A 22,017-nucleotide genomic window follows, 5' to 3' on the forward strand; every position below is an offset into this window, starting at 1 on the left:
TACAATTAAAAAGACTTTTTCAGAGCTACCCTTACAGGTTTAAATCATTTTTTAACAAATAAATCATGCTTATGAAAAAGTTTTACTTTTCAATGATTGCGTGCCTCTTAGTCATGGGATCTCTCCATGCTCAGAGGTCGGTATCCGGTAGAGTCACCGACGATGTTGGTGAGGGTTTACCCGGAGTGAATGTGGTGATAAAAGGCACCACTACAGGAACAACCACTGATATAGACGGAAATTATAACCTTCAGGTTAATGATGGAGATGTTTTGGTCTTTTCTTTTGTGGGTTTTGAATCTCAAGAGATCAACTCAGGAACACGATCAGTCATCGATGTGACAATGGGTGGAGTTACAGAGTTACAAGAAGTGATTGTACAGGCCTACGGTTCATCCACTGAAAGATTGAATACTCAACAGATTGAAGTCGTTGGGAAGGAGGATTTCGAAAATTTCCCAGTGGTCTCTCCTCAGAACATGTTGCAAGGACAAGCTGCTGGAGTTCAAATCAATTCAACTTCAGGTTTGATCGGTTCATCTCAAGTAGCTAGAATCCGGGGTGTAACGACTTTTGGAGCGAATACTGGCTCATCTCCTCTTTATGTGATTGATGGAGTTCCATTGAATGATGGCTCAGGCCAAAATTCAGCCAATCAAATGTCTACTTCTTCTGGAGCTACTTCACTAGACCCATTGATGAACCTTAATCCCAACGAGATCGAATCGATGACGGTACTTAAGGACGCAGCAGCAACTGCTCTTTATGGATCCAGAGGTGCAAATGGAGTTATTCTAATAACTACTAAGAAAGGAAAAAATGGAACAAGTAACCTCAATTTTGATTGGTTTACAGGATGGATGGAGCCCACTGTAGAAAAGGACGTGTTGAATTTCGAACAGTGGAAAGAATTAAGAACCAGACTGGGTACTGATCCATCTACTTTCCCGGAAGAAGGTACTGACTGGTCAGACCTGGTAAGACAGACTGGTAGGACCAACTCTTACTCCATAAGTTCATCAGGAGGAAATGAAAGAAGTACTTACTATATAGGTGGTACCTATTTCAATAGTAGTTCATATGTTATCGGAAACGAGATAGAAAAATTCAACGGGCGAATTAATCTAGAACATGAAGCAACTGATTTTCTGAAAATTGGAACAAATATCGCTGTATCACATTTGGTTAATGATCGAATCAGCGCTGAAAATTCAACTGGTTCGCCCTGGACTGTGCAGTATCTTAATACTCCTAACCAGCCTGCTTTTGATGCTGATGGCAATCCAATCCCTGCTGGATTTAACAATCCGATCCTACTAGATCAAGAGCGAAGATTTGAGTTGACATCCAGAAGAATCACTGGAAATGTGTTTGCGGAAGCAGAACTATTTGAAGGATTTACGGCAAGGACCGATTGGGGTCTTGACTGGCTAGAAACAGATCAAGAATTTCGAGATAATGAAATTCTGACTCCTGGAGGTTTTGGTTCGAAAGACATTAGAAAAGACAACAAATGGCTAACAACCAATTCCTTATCTTATACTAAGTCTTTTAGTGATCACACAATAACAGTATTTGCCGCTCAAAGTTTTGAGACTTCCTATAGAAAAGACACTTACGCTGAATCCACAACTTACATTTCTGATGAGTTGCCTAATACGGCCTCTGGTGCGCAAAAAACAGATGCTTTCAATACTGGATCTGAATGGGCTTTACTATCATATATCGGACGTATTAACTATAATTTCGCAGAACGATATATTATAGAAGGTTCATACAGAAGAGATGGCTCTTCTCGCTTTGGTGCAGACAAAAGATACGGAAATTTTGGAGCAGTTTCAGCAACCTGGTTGATTAGTCAAGAGTCATTTTTCCCGCAAAACGATATCGTGAACTTCTTGAAATTAACAACAAGTTATGGTTCAAGCGGAAATGATCGAATTTTAAACTTTGCTGCTCAGGGCTTGTATGGTGCTGCTAACTATAACGGTCAGAGTGGTCTTTATTTAGTACAACCAGCAAACCCAGAATTGACATGGGAAACAACCAAGCAGTTTGATGTAGGAATAAACGCTCAGTTCTTTAGGAGCAGAATGAGCTTGGATGTTAGCTACTGGATCAAGGACACTGAAGGAATTCTTCTGGATGTCCCTATCCCATCATCTACCGGGGTACCAGGACCAAGTCGAATCGAGAACATTGGAGAAATGCAAAATAAAGGGATTGATTTGACCTTAAATGGGGATATTCTAGACATGCCTAATGGATTCAGATGGAATTCTTCATTAAACGTTGGTTTTTTGAAAAATGAGGTGACTAGCCTTCCAGAATCAGTTCCTGTTGATGAGCAAGGTGTACCATATGTCGGCCAGGCTGGATTCTCAGATGTTAGAGCTATTCTTGGAAGATCTGCTCAGGAATATTACTTGATAGAATACCTAGGCATTAATTCCGAAACTGGAGATGCCGAGTGGGTTGATGCAGACGGAAACCCAACCACGGTGTATACAGATGCTGTAAGAAGATATAATGGGTCAGCACTACCAGATTTTACTGGAGGATGGTCCAATAACTTTTCTTACAAAGGAATATCACTTAGAGTGTTCTTTAATTTTGTGAGCGGAGGACAGGTTTATCTAGCTGAAAATGAATTCAGTGAAAATATCCTTGGTAGTGGAGTGTTTAACAATACAACCAGATCACTAGATATGTGGACTCCAGATAATACAGATGCTGTTGCTCCTGCATTAACAAGCTCCACTCTAGGTACTTGGGACAATGAATCTACTAGACACCTTTTCGACGCAAGCTACATTCGGTTGAAGAATGTTACACTAGCTTATAATCTACCTCAAAGCCTACTTGCTCCGACAGGTGTAGTTAAATCTGCAAGAGTTTATGTAATGGGTCAAAACCTGGCAACTTTTGCTAGTGATGTCTTCGACAATGGTTCAGATCCTGAAGTGAACTCTAACGGACGCGACCCAGGCACTGCACAAGGTGAAAGCTTCTATGCTTCACCACAACCAAGAACTATCACAGTGGGAGTATCAATTGGACTTTAATTAATACGATATAATTATGAAAAGTATATATATTAAAATTTTGGGTGTGATATTACTATCAGTCGCATGTACAGACAGATTGGAAATTACACCAGAGCAGAGTTTATCAGATCAAGTAGCCCTTTCAAACTACAATAATGCAAGTGGCGTAATGACTGGTAATTACGATCTTCTTCAAGATTTGCATGTTTTTGGATCACAGCCTCAGTTCATCTCTGATTATGTGACTGATAACGTAACTTTTTCAGGTTCGTTTACAACTCTTCAAGAGTTTAACAACTTCCAAGTTACGGATTTCAATACATCATTAGCTGAACAATGGAGAGATTCATATCAGGCCATATTAGGATGTAATGCTGTTATTGCAGCTATCCCTAATCTGGAAGATGGAACGGATGAGCAAAAAGCCGTTTTAGAAGGAGAAGCAAGGTTTGTAAGAGCAGCAGTATATTATATGCTAGCTAATCTATATTCACAACCTTGGCAGGTATCTAACGGATCTAACTTATCAGTTCCATTATACCTGGAGCCATTTACTGGTGAAATAGTTCTGCTACCAAGAAATACGTTAGCAGAGGTTTATACTCAAATCGAAACAGATTTAGAAACAGCGGAAAGTCTTTTGCCTGCTACTGTAGCGCAAGGTAGAGCTTCTGCCGGATCTGCTGCGGCCTTACTTTCTAGAGTGTTTTTATATCAGGAAAGATGGTCTGATGCAATCGATGCTGCAGATAGAGTACTAAACTCAGGCAATTTCACATTAGCTCCTGATATTACATTTTACAGCACTGTTAGTTCTGAAATCATTTTCTCAATTGAAAATACGGCTGTTGACGCAGGAAGTGACGGAGATGCTGAGTTAGGATCAGGATCCTGGGACGGCTATTATACCGGAAGTACTGATGGTGGAAGAGGTGATGGTGAATTCTCTGCAGATCTTGCAGCAGTATTTGCCTCTGACCCAGGTGATACCAGAGGGACTTTTAAGGTTGCTGGTTTGAATTTCGGGGGAGTTCCTGCTGAGTATACTCTTAAATATGATGACGGAGCAAATAACTCCAGTGATTTCCATATGCTAAGAGTTGCAGAAGTAATGCTCAATAAAGCTGAGGCTCTAGTGGAACTCAATGGTACAGTGGATGCAACAGCTGTTTCATTAATCAATGATGTCAGTACTCGCGCCGGTGGTGCAGGACATACTGTTGGTGATTTTGCTACTGCCGCCGAATTGCTTGATGAGGTACGTCTTGAGAGAAGAAAAGAGCTTTGCTTTGAAGGACAGAGACGCGAAGACTTGTTAAGATGGGGGTTACCCTTAAGAACATTTACTCCGGCTAATGCCGCCCCCGGTTCGGGCGTTGGTGTAACCGCTGGTGATGATCTTGCTATTTACCCAATCCCTCAAAATGAGATTGATCAAAATCCGGAACTTCTTCAAAATCCTGGTTTTTAATCAATCAAGAAACTTCTTTAAAATCCTGCAAGTAGAATTCTTGCAGGATTTTTTTATGTATTCATGATGCTCTTTAACAAGTGAATTAATTTTTCCAACTCTACAGAGATGGAGAATAAAAGAGTAAATAAAATATCCTTCAGAGTTGTTACGAGAAAAGCAGTGTGAATCTGCCTAGTTTGTGAATTGAGAAATATAAGATAGAATACGACTCTAAGGCGTAATTAATTCTCGAATTAATATTTCAAATTCTTCAATATCTCCATTACCTAATATATTTCTAATTTCCTTTTTTGATATTCCTAGCATAGAATAATCTTTACCTCTTAGTTTCTTACATTGATCCCCTTGGCACTCCATAAGCTGCACTTCAGTAACATACTCATCAAATGGGCGATCTTGACTGTAAGCTCCTTTATAATTGGCTTTCCTTAATTGCTTTACAACTACAATCTGGTATTCTTGCTTATCGTTTTCAATAATCAACCCTGTTTTGTATTTGTTCAGATATACGATAGGAATCGTCTTTTTTCCTAAAATCAGATACAAGTTGTCCAACTGATTTAAGCTTTTCTCAAAAAGCTGATTGTTTATCTTATATATTATTTTCGACTCATTGGCCTCTAGCTTTGCTTCAATATCATATTCATTGCCACCATCTACGATCTTGAAAACAGCCCATTCACTGAATAGGAAAGGAGATCCCTTTATTCCTTCATAACGCGTATCAAATGATCTTACTACAATCTCACTTCCCCTAATATCTTGCACGGTTTGCTCCCCCTGATAAGAAGTGATATTTTGAGCTTTACAAAATGAAAGAAACAAAAAAAGAAGAATCGATAAGGTGAAAGTCATCATGTCAAACATTCTCAAGCTATCAACTACTAAAAAACTCTTTAGGACTTCTATCCAGAAAGTATCTAAAATCCTTTATCAAATGAGATTGATCATAATATCCACAATGGTAAGTAAGCTCAGTAAGACTAATACCATCATTTTCCCTGTAGGAATTGATGAAATAATTGATTTTTTGAATCTTACAAAACTCCTTAGGAGTCAATCCGATTTCCCTATTAAAATGCTGTTCAAGTTTTGACTTGCTCACCCTTAGCTTTGTGTAAATCTCCTTAACTGACACTGTGCCGTTACTTTCTCGGATTTGTTCTATAGCATCTACTATGGTCATATTGTACTCAAAAAAGCCAGGGCTGCCATCTAAGAGATCTTCAAGCCGATCGCTTAGTTCATACTTATCCATTAGGTCAAACCCCTTACAGAGCTTCTCCAGGCTATCATTTCCCATACCAAGATCAAATACACCGTATGAGATTTCATTTAGCTGATCTGATAACTTTTTGGCATAAATTGGATTTACCTTTATGATCAGGCAGTTTGATCTAAACGAGAGTGGAATAATGGCACCCCTACGTCGTGGCATCAGGAAATAACTTTTACCGGCCAGTAACGTGAGGGGTCTCACACTCCCTATGCATTTAAACGTGAGATTTTCTTTAATTGGAATAATTATTTCTGCGTTGTTGTCAGGAATAAGCGTATAATGCTCATCCAGCGTTTGCGTGGATATCTGGAAAAAATCTTCCACAATAGCCAGCTTTTCAGTTAGTCCTATTTCTTGAGTGTACATTTTGGTGATATTTAGAGTTTCATCCAAAACGTATTTAATCACCCTACTACCTATTGATTTTCAGGCACATATGTTAATAATCGCGATTCTTTATATAAAGGATCACGCTTTTTTACTTATCCGAAAAATTAACGTAGGGGAAAACCTAGCTTGATTGTTTTTCTGCTCGAAATTGAGTTGGTGACATGCCTGTATCACTTTTAAAGGCATTGTAGAAGGAAACTTTATTAGAAAAACCGCATTCATCGGCAATCGCTTCAATTGTATAGTGATCGAATTGACCTCCAATAAGAAGCTCTTTTGAATACTCGATGCGAAAGGAGTTTATGAATTTATTGAAATTACCATTGCTGAATCGATTTATAGCCCTAGAAACCTGACGCTCATTGTAAGACAGTTCTGAGGCCAGATCAGAGAGTTTCACATTCTTATTTAAATAGTACTTTTCATTGGATATAAGAGCTATTGTCTTATTATAAATTAATTGCAACTCCTCCTCATCTTCCTTTGTTTTAGCCTCACCCCCTGACCCTGCACGGTATTTTGTATACCAGATCAATGCTATCCCTAACAGGGTAAGACCTATTGCAATCATTATCCAATCCACTTTGAGTTGTTGAGTTTATAACAAGTGATAAAGCTAACAACCCTGATTGGCGTGAAAAATCTTCTTTTTTACAGTTGCACGGTTTCAGCCTTTTTTACAATTATTCAGGTTAGTGCTACTCTATTCTTGTATTCCTCTTCATACTTAACAGAGGGGCTCAGGGTTACTTCTGACCCCTCTTTTTTTATATACGGTCGTATATCTGTTTAGAATTATTCTAAGATTCTTATTTAACAATTCTGAGGAAGCCTAATATCGGTAACCATAAATATTTTTTTTTCGTTAAAAAATGTACATTTGGTTATCAATCAGCTACACTGTCAACCATGAAAAAGAAAAGAGACAACTGGCTCAATTTCAAGAACATTATCCATTACGCCTTTGATGATATGTGGACGAGTGTTTGGAGATTTCTTCTCAAAAGACAGAATCGATTTCATCGGCATCACATACATCATGATAATGATTAGAGGTTAAAAAAATTATAGATTTTCAAGAAGTCGGCATTTGTCGACTTTTTTTATTTAAATAATTTCACTCTGACGCAACCAATGGCAGCATCGCTGCATCTACCCCATGAAGGTCAAAACCATGCTGCGAATAAATAAGTCACTAACCGAGGAAGAATTGCTGGAAGGCTGCCGGAAGGGTAAGGCTTCAGCGCAGCGTGGTTTGTACGATCGACTAGCCCCTAAAATGTTAGGGGTGTGCCTCAGGTACATTCGAGACAGAGAAGAAGCGGAACATATAATGATTGGAGGCATAGTAAAAGTATTTGAAAAACTGGATCAGTTCAAAAGTGAAGGAAGCTTTGAGGGCTGGGTGAGACGAATTGTGGTAAATGATTGCCTGATGTATATCCGAAAAAACAGGAATATGTCTCTTGAATCGGATATTGAAACAGTTTCTGATCATCCGGATTTGAGTGTGATGGAAGATTCACTCAGCCAGGAAGACCTTTTGAAACTGATTGGAGAACTGCCTGTTGGATACAGGACAGTATTTAACCTCTATGCGATAGAGGGATATAGTCATGCAGAGATTGCGGAGCAGCTGAACATCAGCGAAAACACTTCAAAGTCTCAGCTGAGCAGAGCCAGGAAATGGTTGCAAACCAGGCTGGCAGACATTGAAAAAGAACTTGAAAATAAGATTACCAATGGATCAACAAAACATTGATCGGTTATTTAGGGAAAAACTAGACCAGCTGGAGGTAAAACCATCTTCCCACGCATGGTCACAGGTTGAAAAACAAATTCGACCCAGTAAAACACCCGTAATATACTGGGTGGCCGCATCCGTTTCCCTGCTGCTTGTTTCGTGGATGGTTTGGCCAGAAGCTACTCCTGAGCAGCAATTAACACCCATCGCCTCAGAGGTAAACGCACCAAGCCAGGTGGATATACCCACCTTTGTAATGCCGGTGATTAAAGAGGCTGAGGAAAAGAAACAAATCAAAAAATCATTGAGAAAACCTCTAACTCAGCCACAATTCGCTATAAATAAACAAGAGGTCCCAACGGTAGAAGAACAGGAGCAACTACCTATCATGGAGATTGAAAACAAAACAATGATTGCGATAGAAGGAATCGAGGAACCTCAAAATATTGAAGAAATAATCGAAGAGCCAGTAAAAGCAGAATTTAGAACGGTAAAAATTACCTATATCGCGTCATCAGGAGCAACATCGAAAGAGAATGTTCAAAAATCTGATTCGACCGGAATGCTGAAAAAGTTTATCGCATTCACTGACAAAATCGACCCGGGAGATATGTTGGCGGACATTAAAACCGCCAAAGACAACCTGCTGAACGGTGGGTTTAAGAAAAAGGACAGAAGCTCATTATAAAAACGAAGGACAATGAAAAGACTAAAAATAAATACTCAAATGAAATCATTCTTTGCACTACTGATGTGTTCGCTGTTTATTCCGGCAACTATGGCGTTTGATTCCGATGGAATGAAAGACCCAAAGCAGGATACGGTGATTATTGAACTAAACAACAATAGTAAAATCGTTATTGTGACCAAAAGCAGGGAAGATTTAGCAACACTGGAAAACTATGACATCAATCAGATGATCAAAGATCTAAATGCTCAACTTTCTGATAGTGTAGACTACCTGGAAATTAGTGAGGGAAAAGCCTATGTCAATGATGATGATGAAGTGGAAATGAAAGACTGGAAGATCAATGATGATGAGGTAAGGATAAAACTTGGTGGTGTAGAAGTAGATGTGGATCCTGATGAAATGGATGATTGGGATGAAGATGACTGGGACACCAGCAAAAAAGTCACCTATGAAGCTGAACGAGCAGATAGAACAACGCATCATTTTAACGTAGATATTGGACTTAACAACTGGCTGGAAGATGGTTCATTTCCCGATGCGAACAATGCACCATACTCAGTAAAACCATTTGGATCTTGGTATGTGGCTCTCAATAGCGTGAACAGAACCTGGGTCACCGGGCCGGTTTTTCTGGAGTGGGGACTTGGTATCAGCTGGTATAACTGGAAGTTAGAGGACGCGGATTACATTATACAGGAAGGATCAGAGCGGATAGAGTTTAATCCTACGCCACCGGAGATTAGTGGGCAGAAAAGTAAACTCACGGCATCTTATATAAATGCTACTGTTGTTCCCATGTTTGATTTTTCTCGAGGTAGAAGAAAAATCACCAGCTATGAATCCGGAGGACTGAGAATAAAGAAATATTCAAGAAAAGGTTTTCGCTTTGGCGTTGGTGGATATGCCGGCTACAGAATTGGCAGCCACACCAAGTTTAAGTTCAAGGAAGATGGTAGCAAGGACAAAGACAAGGAACGTGATAATTTTTTCCTGGAAAACTTCCGCTACGGACTCAGAGCGCAAGTTGGATGGAAAGGTGTGGAGCTTTTTGCGACTTATGACCTGAATGAGGTGTTCTCTGCAGGCAGAGGTCCACTGAACGATGAAGGCAATAATGCAGCATTGAATGCCATTACTTTTGGAATTACATTGTAAGAAACATTAAGAATCAACTGAAAGCACCGCAATTGTGGTGCTTTTTTTATGCACTCTCATGCATTTTCCTTCGATCATCCTTTGTTAACTGCATATCTCTCACAATTTTATCTTCAGACGGTCTCAGGAAGGAATATTGCACCAATACCCCCAGATATGCAATGACAAAAATGAAAGATGGCTGTAACCACATGGCAAGAGCAGCAAGACACCCAGCAAATGCTAGCAAAAGGTATTTGTAGAGATTAATTTTTTTAAACTCTTTCAACTTTTCTTCCATAACCATATCATCTGATTTTTTTCTTTGAACTCCCTCCCCTTTCCACACATACCAACAAGCAAACCCAATGGGCCACAACAACTGTGAGGTTAAAATGAAAAAAGTGCTGCTATAAGAAATCTCGACCTGCGCACTTCCAGAGTCCCATTCAAGGAAAAGTAAAGCAAATGGTACAAGTGTCAAGGCAATCATGCCATGATAAATCTGGTAAATCTGATGATGGTAATCCTTCCAATTGAAGTTCTGATTCTTCATGAAGCAAAAGAATGAAATAATTAAGTGATAACCATTTTAAAATTTTCATCGTATATTACTATGATATCATTTTAATATCATTTCATGAAAACAATATTTACACTCACCTGCCTGTTCTTCATTCTTTCTGTCACTGGTCAGCAGTTCATGGAGAAAGAGGTGGAAATGGAAAAATTAAACGGGACACTCAGTATTCCTGACGCCAAAACACATACCGCAATTCTTCTTATTGCCGGCTCAGGACCGACCGACCGCAATGGAAACAATGCGCTAGGTTTTATGAACAATTCTCTGAAAATGGTAGCTCAAGAGCTCTCAAAGGCAGGATATGCAGTTTTAAGAACGGACAAAAGAGGTATTGCTGCAAGTAAAGGTGCTGTAGAAGACCAAACCAACTTACGCTTTGAGCATTTTGTAGAGGATGCAAAAAACTGGCTCAATTTCTTAAACCAGGAAGGTTACAAGAAACTCATTATTGCTGGCCATAGCCAGGGATCATTGGTTGGAATGATAGCCGCCCAAGACAATGAACGTGTTGTTGGCTTTATTTCCATCGCCGGGCTAGCTGAAGATGCCGGAGAAGCTATCGTTCGTCAGCTAGGTGCTCAATCCCCTGTTTTAGCAGAAGATGCCCGTGTTAATATTGACTCAATGAAAGCAGGATACACCGTTAAAAAATTCAATCCTTATCTGGTATCAATATTTGGACCTGCTATCCAGCCATTTTTAAAATCTTACATCTCTTACTCTCCAACCGAGGAAATCAAGAAACTTGATATTCCTATACTGATCATTAATGGCACTACGGACATTCAAATTGAGGTAAGTCAAGCTAATAGTCTTAAGAAAGCATGCCCTAATGCAGATTTATTAATCATCGATGCAATGAACCATGTGCTGAAGGATGCACCAGCGGATCCGGCAGCTAATATGGCTACCTACAATAATCCTGAGCTTCCACTTAGCGATGGTCTGATAACAGGTATGATCACATTCATTAAAAAACTTTAATTATTACCACTATGCAATCACAAGAAAAAACCACAACACCCACCTCTGGCTACTTAGGCCTATTGATCAATTTCGCCATTCTGGGGAGCTTTATTACATTAATTAGTATCACTCAAAGCCCCATTTGGCTTTTGCTATTGATACCATGGCTCCTAATGATTCCTGGGTTTTTCTATGTCAATCCAAATGGATCTCGAGTGCTTGTCCTTTTCGGGAAATACATTGGCACAGTTCGTAAAAACGGATTTTACTGGGTTAATCCTTTTTATGCTAAAAAAAGAATTAGCCTTCGGGCGAGAAACTTTGACAGTGAGCGCATTAAAGTAAATGACAGTATCGGTAACCCGATCATGATCTCGGTGATCCTGGTATGGCGAGTGAAAGACACGTTTGCCGCGGCTTTTGAAGTGGATGATTACGAAAACTTCGTACGTGTACAAACCGACGCTGCTGTGAGAAAACTCGCTGGAACCTATCCATACGATAATTTTGACGATGAGCAAGCGGAGATAACCCTTCGATCAGGCATTAAACAGGTGAATGAAGACCTGGAAAAAGAACTCGATGAGCGATTGGCTATTGCTGGTATTGAGATATTGGAGGCACGAATAGGCTACCTGGCCTATGCACAGGAAATTGCCAGCGCGATGTTGAGAAGACAGCAAGCAACAGCCATTGTTGCAGCTCGACATAAAATCGTAGAGGGAGCTGTCAGTATGGTGGAAATGGCACTGGATCAACTCAATGAAAAAGAAGTCATTGATCTGGATGAAGAAAAAAGAGCGGCGATGGTCAGCAACCTAATGGTAGTACTTTGTGCAGACAAGGATGTTGCTCCGGTAGTTAACTCTGGAACACTAAATCACTAGAAAATGAATAATTACAAGTTCTTAAAACAAAAGGCTTTTGAAAAAGTGGAACGCTTTGAAAGACGGTTACAAGAAACTGTAAGTCAGGGGTGGAAGATCAATAGTTTTACCTCTGATCACGGCTCACTGATTGTCATGCTGGAAAGAGACAAATAACGTTTACAAGATGAAAGGAAAGATTTTATTTAAAGAAGAACAGAGTTTTATTGGAACCTGGTTATTCTATCTTGTAATCGGTGTGTGTGCTCTAGCAACGCTTGGTGCTGCAATTCCAATTTGGCTTGATAAGGAAACGAATGAGGGCATTATTGGCGTAGTTATCGCTGCGGTGGTTTGCTTCGGTGTAGTTATGCTTTTCATTTATTCAAAACTCTATGTAACCATTGATGAAGGAGCCATTTATTATAGATATCCACCTTTTGTAAATAGTGAGAAAAGACTAACGCAAACGGACATAAAAGAGGCATACGTTCGAAAATACGAACCCATCTTGGAATACGGGGGCTGGGGTTATCGCATACGTCCGGGAAAGGGACGAGCCATGAATGTAGCAGGGAATCAGGGATTGCAGCTGATTTTATCCAATGGAAAGCAGTTGTTAATAGGCACACAAAAACCAGATGCGATGAGACAGGCAGTGAGGCGATTGAAAGAAAACTGGGGGATAGATGGCTAAGAAAAAACCATTTGCGCTAAGACTAAATGAAGATACCATGAAGGCCCTGGAAAAGTGGGCTGCAGATGAATTTCGCTCCACCAACGGGCAGATCGAATGGATCATTCACAAGGCATTGAAAGAAAACGGCAGGTTGAAAAAAGGAGAAAGAGATAAGTAGAAAGTACATGCTTTTATCAAATCCTTTCTACTTATCATAGAGCATATTACTGCCCCACAAAAAACATCGCATTCACCATCAGCAGCTTACCATTCTGCCAGAAAGATCGGAATAGCGGATTATCCACAATGTGAATAATCTGTCCCCTGCCTTTATTCTCTACACCAAACACTAGTGTTTCCGCCATGTCTTCTTTGGCATATTGCCCGGCAAAACCACTCATCAAATCATCCTTATCTGTGATGACTCCAACGTTATTTCCATCCAAATATGCCGCCTTGTTTGAGCCTGTTTTCAAGGTGTAATAGGTATCTCCATATCCAAAAGCCAGTGGGTGCGTATTATCCAATTTCACCTTATAGATCGCTCCGGGAGCAAACCCTTTGATAAATTCTCTCTCCTGCTCCTCGTATGGCACCAATCTAGCGGCCTCTTTACGTTCTTCCTTTTCTTTTTTCGCTTCATTTTTGGTATCATCATCTACATACGTGGATAGTGAGGAATAGTCAGAATCCTTTAGTTTATTCAGCGCTCCTTCTATTGCAATCAACTTTCCTCCCGCAGAAACCCAATCCATCATTTTCTCCATTTCTTTCTCTCCGAAGCTGCTATACCAGCCACTCTGCATAATCAGCACATCATACTCAGAAAGATCGACCCGATTAAAATAGTCCGTACCCAATATCGTCACAGGATATTCCAATTCCTGCTCCATAAAGTGCCAGGTAGCACCGAAGGCCAACGAAGAGGTGCCTTCATAACCTAATAAAGCAATTTTTGGCTTTTCTAAAAATCTGACATCAGAAGAACCGATATCCGGACCTGCATCCATGAAACCCGTCTGAATTACCGCAAGAGATCTTTCATGAGCATTGGCCATCTTCACTACCTGTTCCTCGAAATTCGATAGGTGCTTGTTGTCGCGTTTCGCTATAACCAGACTGCCACGATTAAAAGATTCACCTTTATAATTCATGGATTTTTCAGTAAAACGAACTTTCACATCGGCTTTAAGCAAACCTGCCAAAAACCGCGCATCATCCATGCTATTCCACTTACTTATGAAGGCATAGGCTTTGTCAGGAGACTTCATTGAACCCCTTGCTGCTGATGATGCATTTGATACCTCAATGGTTTGAGTAGAAGCATAAGCCTGGATACCATACGCATAAGGCACACCCCAGGCTGTGATATCATAAGTGACAGAATCTACAAGCTTAGTCTTTGGCTCAAACAAGATATGAGCAAGTGATGCCTTCGGCTGATCCATGCTGATCACCAGGTCATTCGAAGAAATGCTAAAATCAGACGTTTTCCCACTTTCATAGCTATATCCTTTCATTCTGCCAGAGGCTGTTCCATATTCGATCCCCTGATCATCAAGCCAGGATTTCAATGCATTGAATTTATCCACATTTCCATCATATTTCAGAACAAATGCCTTGTACTGCAGACTTGAATTATTTCCAAAGAACTTTCCGAAGTTGTCTAACAATCGATCCGAATGATTAACGGCAATTTCAATAGTGGAGAGACCTGTAGTGTAGTGATGAGCAATTCGATCTGTTAGCGTTAGCGTATCTCCTTCTTGCTTAATGATTCCAAGTCCGGCCCTTCCGTGACCTGCCTGCTCGTATGTCATACCTATTGCCCCATTATAGGTGGGATAAGTATCTCCATAGCTTGGATAAAGTAGATCAAAAAACTGTTTGGTAAAATAGAACCAGTTGTTTTCGTCAAAATATTTGGCATGATTTCTTCCAATCTCGGTTTGGAAATCACGCTGAAACTCGGTTATCAATTCATGATAAGGCTGTGCAGCAGGTGCGAAGTAATAGGGCGAGTTGATGCCCTGCTCATGAAAATCAACATGAATCTGAGGTAGCCATTGATTATAGACCTTGATTCTGCTTTTCGTCTCAATCTGAGTTTGCCAGGCCCAGTCTCTATTCAAATCAAACAAATAGTGATTAGGTCTCCCACCTGGCCATGGTTCATTATGTTCCATTGCATTTGGATCGGGATTATATGGTTGACTTGCATATTGCCAGAAAAAATTAACATATCGATCTCTTCCGTCCGGATTGATGCATGGGTCAATCACAATCACTGCATTATCCAGCCAATCACTTTTACCTGAATCTTCCCGAATAAGTTCGTAAATAGTTGCCATGGAAGCTTCCGTTGATGACGATTCGTTTCCATGCACATTGTAGCTTAGCCAAATGATTGGAATATTGGTGGTAGGTGACCCTTCTTCAATGCCAGCTCTTCTCAGGTTATCGAGTCTGATGTTTTCAAGATTCTCAAGATTTTGCTCAGAAGAAACAAATGCCAATATTAATGGACGACCCTCATATGTTTTTCCATATTGCGCAAGTGCTACTTTTCCTGAGTTCTCAGATAAGTGAGTATAGTAATCTACAACCTGATGATGGCGCGTAAACTTTTCGCCTAATTCATAACCATGAAAATCTTTTGGGCTTTGAATCTGCGCAACAAGAAGCGCTGGTGCAAAAAGTAGAATATTTAGAATCGTCTTCATCATCAAAATTATTTTTTTTGTCGCCAATTTAAACTGATACCCAGACCCTTCCAATCGAAAAGTGTTGGACGGTCATTTCATTGCAGATGATCAAAAGTTTATATTTGAAAGACCGGCTTTACAAATTATGATTCACTACAGGCACCTGGCTGTTTTTCTATGTTTTATTTTTTCGGGGCTATCCGCCCAGCAAACTGTCATTGATAGTTTAAAGGCTGAAATTGAAGCTGCTCAATACGATACAACTAAAATCAGTTTGTTAGTTGATCTTGCTTATGAGATCCAGGACAGTACTAGTTTAGATGTGGTAAGAAGAGCATACGAACTAGGAAAAACAATTTCTTATCCCGAATACATTGCCCGATCTGAAGCTGTCTATGGACTCTTTTTAGCAGAGCACCACCTGGATTCCGCAATTTCCCTGATAAACAGAGGGGCAGACAGGTATCTTGAAAACGACTTTACGGAACGTGCTGCAAATGCTTTATACATAAAGGGTCTCGTGCATGAAGTATATGGCACAACTGACTCTGCGACCAGTGCCTATGAGCAATCCATTGCATTGGCGGAAGAATATGAACATTTTTTAGAGTTGGGCAACTCAGCCTATTCACTTGCCAATATGTACAACATCAGGGGGCAGAATGTAAAAGCTTTGGAGTGGGCACATAAAGCAAAAAATGCATATGAAAGTGGAAGTCACAAAAAGAAAATCGGACAATCACTAAATCTTATTGGGATCATATATGATCAAAGTGGATTGTACTCGGAAGCTCTTGACAGCTACCTTAAAGCGAGGGAGATAGCTATACAAACAGACGATATCGATAATGAAATCCTTATCAGCAACAACATGGGTGTGATCTATGATGAAATGAACAACACTCAAAAATCCATGGAATATTACGGGGATGCTTTGGAAAAGGCAAGGATCAACAACATGGATGAAAATGAAGCCACATTGCTTAACAACCTATCGTACATCCATCTTCAGAATGGCGATACGGCTCGTGCCATTGATTTCTTAAAGCGTTCACTTCAGATTGATTTAACTGACTCATATCCCTGCTTTGAAAGCTATCCACTGGAAGGTTTAGGTACGGTTTATATCGCACTTAAAAAACTAGACACAGCAGAAATTGTCTTGAATCAGGCCCTTTCGACTGGAGAAATGTGCGAAGATGCTGCCATACTTACCGCAGTTTACAAAGATCTTGGTATGCTATACTCCGCGAAGGGCAATTCGACCAGGGCGAAAGAGGCCTTTGCGAAATCTTTGACGATAAGTAAGGCATCTAATATGAAAAATGAAACCAAGGGGACACTCTATGAGCTATATAAGTTTCATAAAAGATATAACAACACCTCAGAAGCAATGAGGTATCTGGAAGCTTATCAAACGCTTGTAGATTCCCTTTACGAAGCTAAAAACGTAGAAAAAGCAACTCAATTGGCCTCTGAATATGAATTTAGAAAGCAAGTGGCCAAGATGGAACAGGAACGGATGGAGTCAGAGAAAAAATTTGCTGATGAAATTCAAGCCAAAACATATCAAAACAGATTGATCATGCTGGCATTATTGCTGTTTTTCCTACTAGCTGCTACGCTGGGTCGATCATATTACATCATTCAAAAAAGGAATAAAAAGCTAAGATGGCTCAATGACGAAAAAAACAAACTCATGGGAATTGTTGCTCATGATCTCAGGAATCCGCTAAACATGATCATTGGGTTAATGCCACTTTTCCAGGATGTGGTTGCTAAAAGTAAAGACAAGAATCTCGAAAAATATGTGGAGCTATTGGAGGTGTCTTCTGAGCGAATGCGGGATATGATTGATCGTGTATTGGATATCAGTGCGATTGAGAATATGAAAGTGAATTTGAAGCTGGAAAAAACGAATCTTACAGACCTTACTTATTCATCCATCCATAATTTTGACGTAATCGCTTCTCAAAAACAGATTTCTATCATTGATAACATTGATAAATCTGATGAACGATTCGCGAATGTAGACCCTAACTACCTGGTGCAAGTAATTGATAACTTGCTTTCCAATGCGATCAAATTCTCGGACCGGGGAAAACTGATAGAGGTTTCTCTCCTTTCTGAAAATAATCATCACGAAATTGTAGTGAGAGATCAGGGACCAGGCATTTCTGAAGAAGAACAAAAAAGCCTTTTTAAAGCGTATACCACGCTGAGTTCTAAACCTACTGAACAAGAAAGATCAACGGGTCTGGGGTTATCCATTGCCTATAAATTTGTGAAAGCCATGGGTGGTGAAATCAGGTGCCAGAGTACACCTGGCGAAGGAACCACATTTAATCTGAAATTTGAAAAGGCTTAACCGATCTCAACCTTTACAATATCTGTCAAAGGTTTGCCTACACAGGTAAGTACATACCCTTCATCCAACTCCTCCTGAGAAAGTCCTTCTGCCTCATCAATGCTGATCTTACCTTCTACACATTTCCCTCTACACGCAGTACAAAGTCCACTTTGACACGAATATGGCATATCCAGATCATTATCAAGTGCGGTATCAAGCACCGAAGCATTCTTTTTCACTGTAATGGAATACTCTTCTCCATCAAGTAAAATCGTTACTTCACTCTCAGAGGATCCTTCCTTGTCTATAATTTCAGCCGGAGAAGTTTTACCTGCTTCAAAACTCTCCATTCGAATGTTGCTTTGATCTACATTGGTTTTCCTTAGGCCATCTGCGACTACATCCATCATAGGTTGTGGTCCACATATGTAGAATTCTGTGTCTTTATCAACAGCTGCATTCTTACAGATTTCTCCAATCATATCTGGAGTCGGTCTTCCATTATAATCTGCCTCCCCCTCTTCCAGGATATGTATGATCTTAAACCTATCCGGGTATTTATTCTCCAGATCAGCGATCAATTCTTTGAATATGACAAACTCTTTTCTTCTATTTCCATATACCAAAGTGGTTTTGCTGTTAGGCTCTTTTAAGAGAATCGATCGGATAATAGACATTAAAGGTGTAATCCCACTTCCTCCTCCAAAAAAAACAGCATGACGCTGGTTGGTTTCGCTGTAATCAGTAGTGAACATTCCCATTGGCTCCATGATCTGTATTTGATCACCCACTTTTGCGTGATCATTTAAATCATTCGACATGGCTCCACCCTCCACTCGTTTTACCGTTACCGCAGGGAATTCGTCTTCAAATGGTGTGGTACATAGCGAATATGCCCTTCGGATTTTTTTTCCACTCACCTCCTTGATCAGCGTAATGAACTGCCCCGGCTCATAATTAAAAGACTCTGGCTTTTCAAAAACCAGGTTCACAGCATCCTGCGCTACATTTACTACTTCCCTGATTGTTAAATTCTGGTATCTATCGTCTTTCTTGTTCTTTTTCTTCTTGAATAATGAAAATGCCATTTCGTCAATTTTTAAGGCCGCAAAGATAATTCGCCTGTAGAGGTCAGGCAAGTAAACATGATGCGGTACTTTTGTGTTCGTTTTTTTAGCAGATATATACATGAAATGAGCATAATTATGAAAATCATAATTGTAAAGAATCATTAATTATGCGAATTCCATGTGCCGATGAAAGCAAACCTACTTAACACATGAACTTTAATCCACTAGAGGGCATATCGCCTATTGATGGCCGATATAGAAACAAAGTTTCTCAACTTGCTGATTTCTTTTCCGAAAAAGCACTCATTCAATACCGAGTCAAAGTTGAAGTACTATACTTCATCGCATTATGTGAAAGCGGAATTCCTCAATTAAAAAACTACGATACCAATAAAAATAATCAACTCATCAAAGTGTTTGAATCATTTTCACTGGAAGATGCCGAGGCGATTAAAGAGATCGAAAAGACCACCAATCATGATGTGAAAGCAGTTGAGTATTTCATCAAAGAAAAATTCGATCAGCTAGGTCTCTCTGATTTGAAGGAATTTATTCATTTCGGATTAACCTCACAGGATATCAACAACACATCCATTCCCCTTTCATTGAAAGATGCGCTGGAGCACGTTTTCATTCCAAAACTGGAAGCCTTAGTTGCAGAGCTCGAAGCAAAATCAAACCAATGGAGCGACATCCCGATGCTGGCTAAAACGCACGGTCAGCCAGCATCTCCTACCCGTCTCGGAAAAGAAATTAATGTCTTTGTGATCCGATTGAAAGAGCAGATACAGTTACTCAAGCAAGTTCCATATGCTGCTAAATTTGGTGGTGCCACTGGGAATTTCAACGCACATAATGTCGCATACCCGGACTATGATTGGCACGCATTTGGAGATCAGTTTGTAAGTGAGAAGCTGGGACTTAAGCGTAGCTATCCTACCACACAAATAGAACACTACGATCACATCGCCGCGCTATTTGACGGCTTGAAACGTATCAATACCATCCTTATTGACTTTAGTCGTGACGTGTGGCAATACATTTCGATGAATTACTTTACTCAAACTATCGCGAAGAATGAAGTTGGTTCATCAGCCATGCCACACAAAGTAAATCCGATTGATTTTGAAAATGCAGAAGGCAATTTTGGTATCGCGAATGCTTTATATGAACATCTCAGTGCGAAACTACCGATTTCAAGACTTCAACGTGACCTGACTGATTCTACGGTATTAAGAAATATCGGTGTTCCTATTGCACACAGCTATATTGGATTACTTTCCCTGGAAAAGGGACTTTCTAAAATCAATGCAAACGAACCTGCCATCAAATCAGATCTGGAGGACAATTGGGCTGTCGTTGCTGAGGCGATTCAAACCATTCTAAGAAGGGAAGGGTACCCCAAACCTTACGAAGCATTAAAGGCGCTTACCAGAACGAATAAAGCAATCACTGAGTCCTCCATTCGGGTATTTGTTGATGGATTGGATGTTTCGGATGAAATTAAAAAGGAGTTGAAAGCGATTACACCATTTAATTACGTAGGCAAGTAATCAAGCCACACCTGCGAGAAGGTAGAGCACAGCCATCCGAACAGCAACACCATTTTCTACTTGCTGCAGAATAATAGAATGTTCTGAGTCGGCCACATCGCTGGTAATCTCCACACCACGGTTAATTGGGCCGGGGTGCATGATGGTAATTTCCTTTTTGAGTGAGTCAAGGAGTTGCTTATTTACCCCAAAGAATCTCGAATACTCCCTTAAGGATGGGAAGTATTTCATTTGCTGTCGCTCCAGCTGGATTCGAAGGATGTTTGCTATATCGCACCACTCCAATGCCTTTCGGATATTTGTCTCTACTCTTACGCCAAGTTCACCGATGTGCTTTGGTAGCAACGTTGCAGGGCCACAAACCATTACTTCAGCTCCCAATGTTTGCAGTGCAAATATGTTTGAGAGCGCCACCCTGGAGTGCAGAATATCTCCAACAATTACCACTTTCTTGCCTTCCACTCCGCCACACCTTTCATGAATGGAAAATGTATCCAGTAGCGCTTGAGTCGGATGTTCATGTGTACCATCTCCTGCATTAATGATATTTGCTTCGATGTGTTTAGCAAGAAAATGAGGAGCTCCCGGACTGGAGTGCCTCATCACCACCATATCCACCTTCATAGCGAGGATATTATTTACTGTATCGAGCAACGTTTCGCCTTTTTTTACCGAGCTGCCTGAGGCAGAGAAATTGATGACATCAGCAGAGAGCCTTTTTTCAGCCAACTCAAAAGAAAGCTTCGTTCGGGTGGAATTCTCGAAGAAAACATTGGCAACTGTTACATCTCTTAGCGATGGTACTTTCTTAATGGGTCGGTTAATAACTTCTTTGAAATTGGTAGCTGTCTGAAAAATGAGTTCCATATCCTCTCTATCGAGGTTTTTAATACCTAAGAGATGTTTGGTTTTTAATTGACTCATTCTTCTTTCGTAATTAACCAAATGTGATCTTCTTTTTGTTTTGCATCCAGCTCTACCAGTACCTTTTGCGACTGGATGGTATTCACTTTTCTACCCACATAGTTGGCCTCTACTGGTATGTCTCTGCTATACAGCCTATCGATCAATACCAGCAATTCCACTTTGGCAGGCCTGCCAAACGTGTTCATTGCATCCAAAGCGGCACGAACGGTCCTTCCTGTGAAAAGGACATCATCCACCAGGATGACATTTTTGTTTTCTATTAAGAAAGGTATTTTCGTATGACTGGCTGTAATTGGCTCGTCTCGCCTTCTGAAATCATCGCGATGAAATGTTGTATCAAGATAGCCAAGGTGAACATCCTTTTTGATCAGCTTTTCGAGCTCTGTTTTTATTCGCTCAGCTAGATAGATTCCACGTGGCTGCATGCCAATAATCACTGACTGGGAAAAATCTTCATGAACCTCAATGAGTTGCTGGCACAACCGGCTGATTGTGACCTTCAGTAGTGGGCTATCGAAAAGCAGGCGCTTTTGCATGAGTAATTATTCCTGCAAAAGTA

Annotated in this window: 20 protein-coding genes; 12 read left to right on the forward strand and 8 right to left on the reverse strand. The window is 40.2% G+C overall.

Annotated elements, in window-relative coordinates:
* Positions 1-71 precede the first annotated feature (71 nt).
* Together ACP14Y_RS05600 and ACP14Y_RS05605 are read left to right on the forward strand one after the other, a co-directional pair.
* The gene (locus tag ACP14Y_RS05600; protein WP_424961976.1) at positions 72-3,065 is read left to right on the forward strand and encodes a SusC/RagA family TonB-linked outer membrane protein; all 2,994 of its coding nucleotides are present in this window, start codon (positions 72-74) and stop codon (positions 3,063-3,065) included.
* A gap of 16 nt (positions 3,066-3,081) precedes the next feature.
* Positions 3,082-4,518: a RagB/SusD family nutrient uptake outer membrane protein gene (locus ACP14Y_RS05605; protein ID WP_424961977.1), complete on the forward strand. Its 1,437-nt coding sequence runs from the start codon at positions 3,082-3,084 to the stop codon at positions 4,516-4,518.
* A gap of 213 nt (positions 4,519-4,731) precedes the next feature.
* Here ACP14Y_RS05605 and ACP14Y_RS05610 read toward each other — a convergent pair whose 3' ends face one another.
* The 3 genes from ACP14Y_RS05610 to ACP14Y_RS05620 all read right to left on the reverse strand — a co-directional run bounded on the left by ACP14Y_RS05610 (position 4,732) and on the right by ACP14Y_RS05620 (position 6,773).
* The gene (locus ACP14Y_RS05610) at positions 4,732-5,379 is read right to left on the reverse strand and encodes a hypothetical protein (RefSeq protein WP_424961978.1); all 648 of its coding nucleotides are present in this window, start codon (positions 5,377-5,379) and stop codon (positions 4,732-4,734) included.
* 19 nt (positions 5,380-5,398) lie between these two features.
* Positions 5,399-6,166 (reverse strand): helix-turn-helix domain-containing protein, encoded by a 768-nt coding sequence (locus tag ACP14Y_RS05615; RefSeq protein WP_424961979.1) that lies wholly within the window; start codon positions 6,164-6,166, stop codon positions 5,399-5,401.
* A gap of 145 nt (positions 6,167-6,311) precedes the next feature.
* Positions 6,312-6,773: a helix-turn-helix domain-containing protein gene (locus ACP14Y_RS05620; RefSeq protein ID WP_424961980.1), complete on the reverse strand. Its 462-nt coding sequence runs from the start codon at positions 6,771-6,773 to the stop codon at positions 6,312-6,314.
* Positions 6,774-7,364: 591 nt separating this feature from the next.
* Between ACP14Y_RS05620 and ACP14Y_RS05625 the strand changes: the two genes are divergently transcribed.
* Genes ACP14Y_RS05625 through ACP14Y_RS05635 form a run of 3 tightly spaced genes read left to right on the forward strand, consistent with a single transcriptional unit; the run spans position 7,365 to position 9,780 of the window.
* Positions 7,365-7,952, forward strand: coding sequence for an RNA polymerase sigma factor (locus ACP14Y_RS05625; protein WP_424961981.1), 588 nt, complete (start codon positions 7,365-7,367; stop codon positions 7,950-7,952).
* On the forward strand, positions 7,933-8,622 hold the full coding sequence (locus ACP14Y_RS05630; RefSeq protein WP_424961982.1) for a hypothetical protein: 690 nt from the start codon (positions 7,933-7,935) through the stop codon (positions 8,620-8,622). The genes ACP14Y_RS05625 and ACP14Y_RS05630 overlap by 20 nt, the downstream gene beginning before the upstream one ends.
* 12 nt (positions 8,623-8,634) lie before the next feature.
* Positions 8,635-9,780: a hypothetical protein gene (locus ACP14Y_RS05635; protein WP_424961983.1), complete on the forward strand. Its 1,146-nt coding sequence runs from the start codon at positions 8,635-8,637 to the stop codon at positions 9,778-9,780.
* 46 nt (positions 9,781-9,826) lie between these two features.
* Here ACP14Y_RS05635 and ACP14Y_RS05640 read toward each other — a convergent pair whose 3' ends face one another.
* Positions 9,827-10,315: a hypothetical protein gene (locus ACP14Y_RS05640; protein ID WP_424961984.1), complete on the reverse strand. Its 489-nt coding sequence runs from the start codon at positions 10,313-10,315 to the stop codon at positions 9,827-9,829.
* An 84-nt stretch (positions 10,316-10,399) separates the two neighbouring features.
* On the opposite strand from ACP14Y_RS05640, the gene ACP14Y_RS05645 reads away from it, so the two are divergent.
* From ACP14Y_RS05645 to ACP14Y_RS05665, 5 genes are read left to right on the forward strand one after another with little or no spacing between them, the layout of a single operon-like run.
* Entirely contained in the window at positions 10,400-11,326 is a 927-nt protein-coding gene (locus ACP14Y_RS05645) for an alpha/beta hydrolase family protein (RefSeq protein WP_424961985.1), read from the forward strand.
* A gap of 11 nt (positions 11,327-11,337) precedes the next feature.
* The gene (locus ACP14Y_RS05650) at positions 11,338-12,195 is read left to right on the forward strand and encodes an SPFH domain-containing protein (protein WP_424961986.1); all 858 of its coding nucleotides are present in this window, start codon (positions 11,338-11,340) and stop codon (positions 12,193-12,195) included.
* Between the two features lie 3 nt (positions 12,196-12,198).
* Positions 12,199-12,351: a hypothetical protein gene (locus ACP14Y_RS05655; protein ID WP_424961987.1), complete on the forward strand. Its 153-nt coding sequence runs from the start codon at positions 12,199-12,201 to the stop codon at positions 12,349-12,351.
* A gap of 10 nt (positions 12,352-12,361) precedes the next feature.
* Positions 12,362-12,871 carry a hypothetical protein gene (locus ACP14Y_RS05660; RefSeq protein ID WP_424961989.1) on the forward strand — a complete coding sequence of 170 codons (510 nt, stop codon included), beginning with the start codon at positions 12,362-12,364 and terminating at the stop codon, positions 12,869-12,871.
* Positions 12,864-13,031 (forward strand): Arc family DNA binding domain-containing protein, encoded by a 168-nt coding sequence (locus tag ACP14Y_RS05665; protein ID WP_424961990.1) that lies wholly within the window; start codon positions 12,864-12,866, stop codon positions 13,029-13,031. Before ACP14Y_RS05660 ends, ACP14Y_RS05665 begins: the two co-directional genes overlap by 8 nt.
* Before the next feature lie 46 nt (positions 13,032-13,077).
* Here ACP14Y_RS05665 and ACP14Y_RS05670 read toward each other — a convergent pair whose 3' ends face one another.
* Positions 13,078-15,579, reverse strand: a complete 2,502-nt coding sequence (locus tag ACP14Y_RS05670) for a M14 family metallopeptidase (RefSeq protein ID WP_424961991.1) — start codon at positions 15,577-15,579, stop codon at positions 13,078-13,080.
* A 124-nt stretch (positions 15,580-15,703) separates the two neighbouring features.
* Between ACP14Y_RS05670 and ACP14Y_RS05675 the strand changes: the two genes are divergently transcribed.
* Positions 15,704-17,926: a tetratricopeptide repeat-containing sensor histidine kinase gene (locus ACP14Y_RS05675; protein ID WP_424961992.1), complete on the forward strand. Its 2,223-nt coding sequence runs from the start codon at positions 15,704-15,706 to the stop codon at positions 17,924-17,926.
* On the opposite strand, the gene ACP14Y_RS05680 is transcribed toward ACP14Y_RS05675, so the two are convergent.
* Complete coding sequence (locus ACP14Y_RS05680; protein ID WP_424961993.1) at positions 17,923-18,996, reverse strand: 2Fe-2S iron-sulfur cluster-binding protein; 1,074 nt, start codon at positions 18,994-18,996, stop codon at positions 17,923-17,925. The two genes, ACP14Y_RS05675 and ACP14Y_RS05680, sit on opposite strands and share 4 nt — an antisense overlap.
* A gap of 191 nt (positions 18,997-19,187) precedes the next feature.
* Between ACP14Y_RS05680 and purB the strand changes: the two genes are divergently transcribed.
* Positions 19,188-20,531 (forward strand): adenylosuccinate lyase, encoded by a 1,344-nt coding sequence (gene purB / locus ACP14Y_RS05685; RefSeq protein ID WP_424961994.1) that lies wholly within the window; start codon positions 19,188-19,190, stop codon positions 20,529-20,531.
* Here purB and ACP14Y_RS05690 read toward each other — a convergent pair whose 3' ends face one another.
* Both ACP14Y_RS05690 and pyrR read right to left on the reverse strand, forming a co-directional pair.
* Complete coding sequence (locus ACP14Y_RS05690) at positions 20,532-21,455, reverse strand: aspartate carbamoyltransferase catalytic subunit (RefSeq protein WP_424961995.1); 924 nt, start codon at positions 21,453-21,455, stop codon at positions 20,532-20,534.
* A complete protein-coding gene (gene pyrR / locus ACP14Y_RS05695) occupies positions 21,452-21,994 on the reverse strand; it encodes a bifunctional pyr operon transcriptional regulator/uracil phosphoribosyltransferase PyrR (RefSeq protein WP_424961996.1) in 543 nt (180 codons plus the stop codon). Before pyrR ends, ACP14Y_RS05690 begins: the two co-directional genes overlap by 4 nt.
* Positions 21,995-22,017: the final 23 nt, after the last annotated feature.

Source organism: Ekhidna sp., from assembly GCF_965247405.1.
In the GTDB taxonomy this organism is placed as follows: Bacteria; Bacteroidota; Bacteroidia; order Cytophagales; family Cyclobacteriaceae; genus Ekhidna.

Excerpts from the sequence above, each read along its gene's own strand:
- purB (WP_424961994.1), top strand. The coding sequence starts at position 19,188 with ATGAACTTTAATCCACTAGAGGGCATATCGCCTATTGATGGCCGATAT.
- ACP14Y_RS05630 (WP_424961982.1), top strand. The coding sequence starts at position 7,933 with ATGGATCAACAAAACATTGATCGGTTATTTAGGGAAAAACTAGACCAG.
- ACP14Y_RS05640 (WP_424961984.1), bottom strand. The coding sequence starts at position 10,315 with ATGAAGAATCAGAACTTCAATTGGAAGGATTACCATCATCAGATTTAC.
- ACP14Y_RS05670 (WP_424961991.1), bottom strand. The coding sequence starts at position 15,579 with ATGATGAAGACGATTCTAAATATTCTACTTTTTGCACCAGCGCTTCTT.
- ACP14Y_RS05650 (WP_424961986.1), top strand. The coding sequence starts at position 11,338 with ATGCAATCACAAGAAAAAACCACAACACCCACCTCTGGCTACTTAGGC.
- ACP14Y_RS05635 (WP_424961983.1), top strand. The coding sequence starts at position 8,635 with ATGAAAAGACTAAAAATAAATACTCAAATGAAATCATTCTTTGCACTA.
- ACP14Y_RS05675 (WP_424961992.1), top strand. The coding sequence starts at position 15,704 with ATGATTCACTACAGGCACCTGGCTGTTTTTCTATGTTTTATTTTTTCG.
- ACP14Y_RS05610 (WP_424961978.1), bottom strand. The coding sequence starts at position 5,379 with ATGATGACTTTCACCTTATCGATTCTTCTTTTTTTGTTTCTTTCATTT.
- ACP14Y_RS05615 (WP_424961979.1), bottom strand. The coding sequence starts at position 6,166 with ATGTACACTCAAGAAATAGGACTAACTGAAAAGCTGGCTATTGTGGAA.
- ACP14Y_RS05680 (WP_424961993.1), bottom strand. The coding sequence starts at position 18,996 with ATGGCATTTTCATTATTCAAGAAGAAAAAGAACAAGAAAGACGATAGA.
- ACP14Y_RS05660 (WP_424961989.1), top strand. The coding sequence starts at position 12,362 with ATGAAAGGAAAGATTTTATTTAAAGAAGAACAGAGTTTTATTGGAACC.
- ACP14Y_RS05645 (WP_424961985.1), top strand. The coding sequence starts at position 10,400 with ATGAAAACAATATTTACACTCACCTGCCTGTTCTTCATTCTTTCTGTC.
- pyrR (WP_424961996.1), bottom strand. The coding sequence starts at position 21,994 with ATGCAAAAGCGCCTGCTTTTCGATAGCCCACTACTGAAGGTCACAATC.
- ACP14Y_RS05605 (WP_424961977.1), top strand. The coding sequence starts at position 3,082 with ATGAAAAGTATATATATTAAAATTTTGGGTGTGATATTACTATCAGTC.
- ACP14Y_RS05690 (WP_424961995.1), bottom strand. The coding sequence starts at position 21,455 with ATGAGTCAATTAAAAACCAAACATCTCTTAGGTATTAAAAACCTCGAT.
- ACP14Y_RS05625 (WP_424961981.1), top strand. The coding sequence starts at position 7,365 with ATGCTGCGAATAAATAAGTCACTAACCGAGGAAGAATTGCTGGAAGGC.
- ACP14Y_RS05665 (WP_424961990.1), top strand. The coding sequence starts at position 12,864 with ATGGCTAAGAAAAAACCATTTGCGCTAAGACTAAATGAAGATACCATG.
- ACP14Y_RS05655 (WP_424961987.1), top strand. The coding sequence starts at position 12,199 with ATGAATAATTACAAGTTCTTAAAACAAAAGGCTTTTGAAAAAGTGGAA.
- ACP14Y_RS05600 (WP_424961976.1), top strand. The coding sequence starts at position 72 with ATGAAAAAGTTTTACTTTTCAATGATTGCGTGCCTCTTAGTCATGGGA.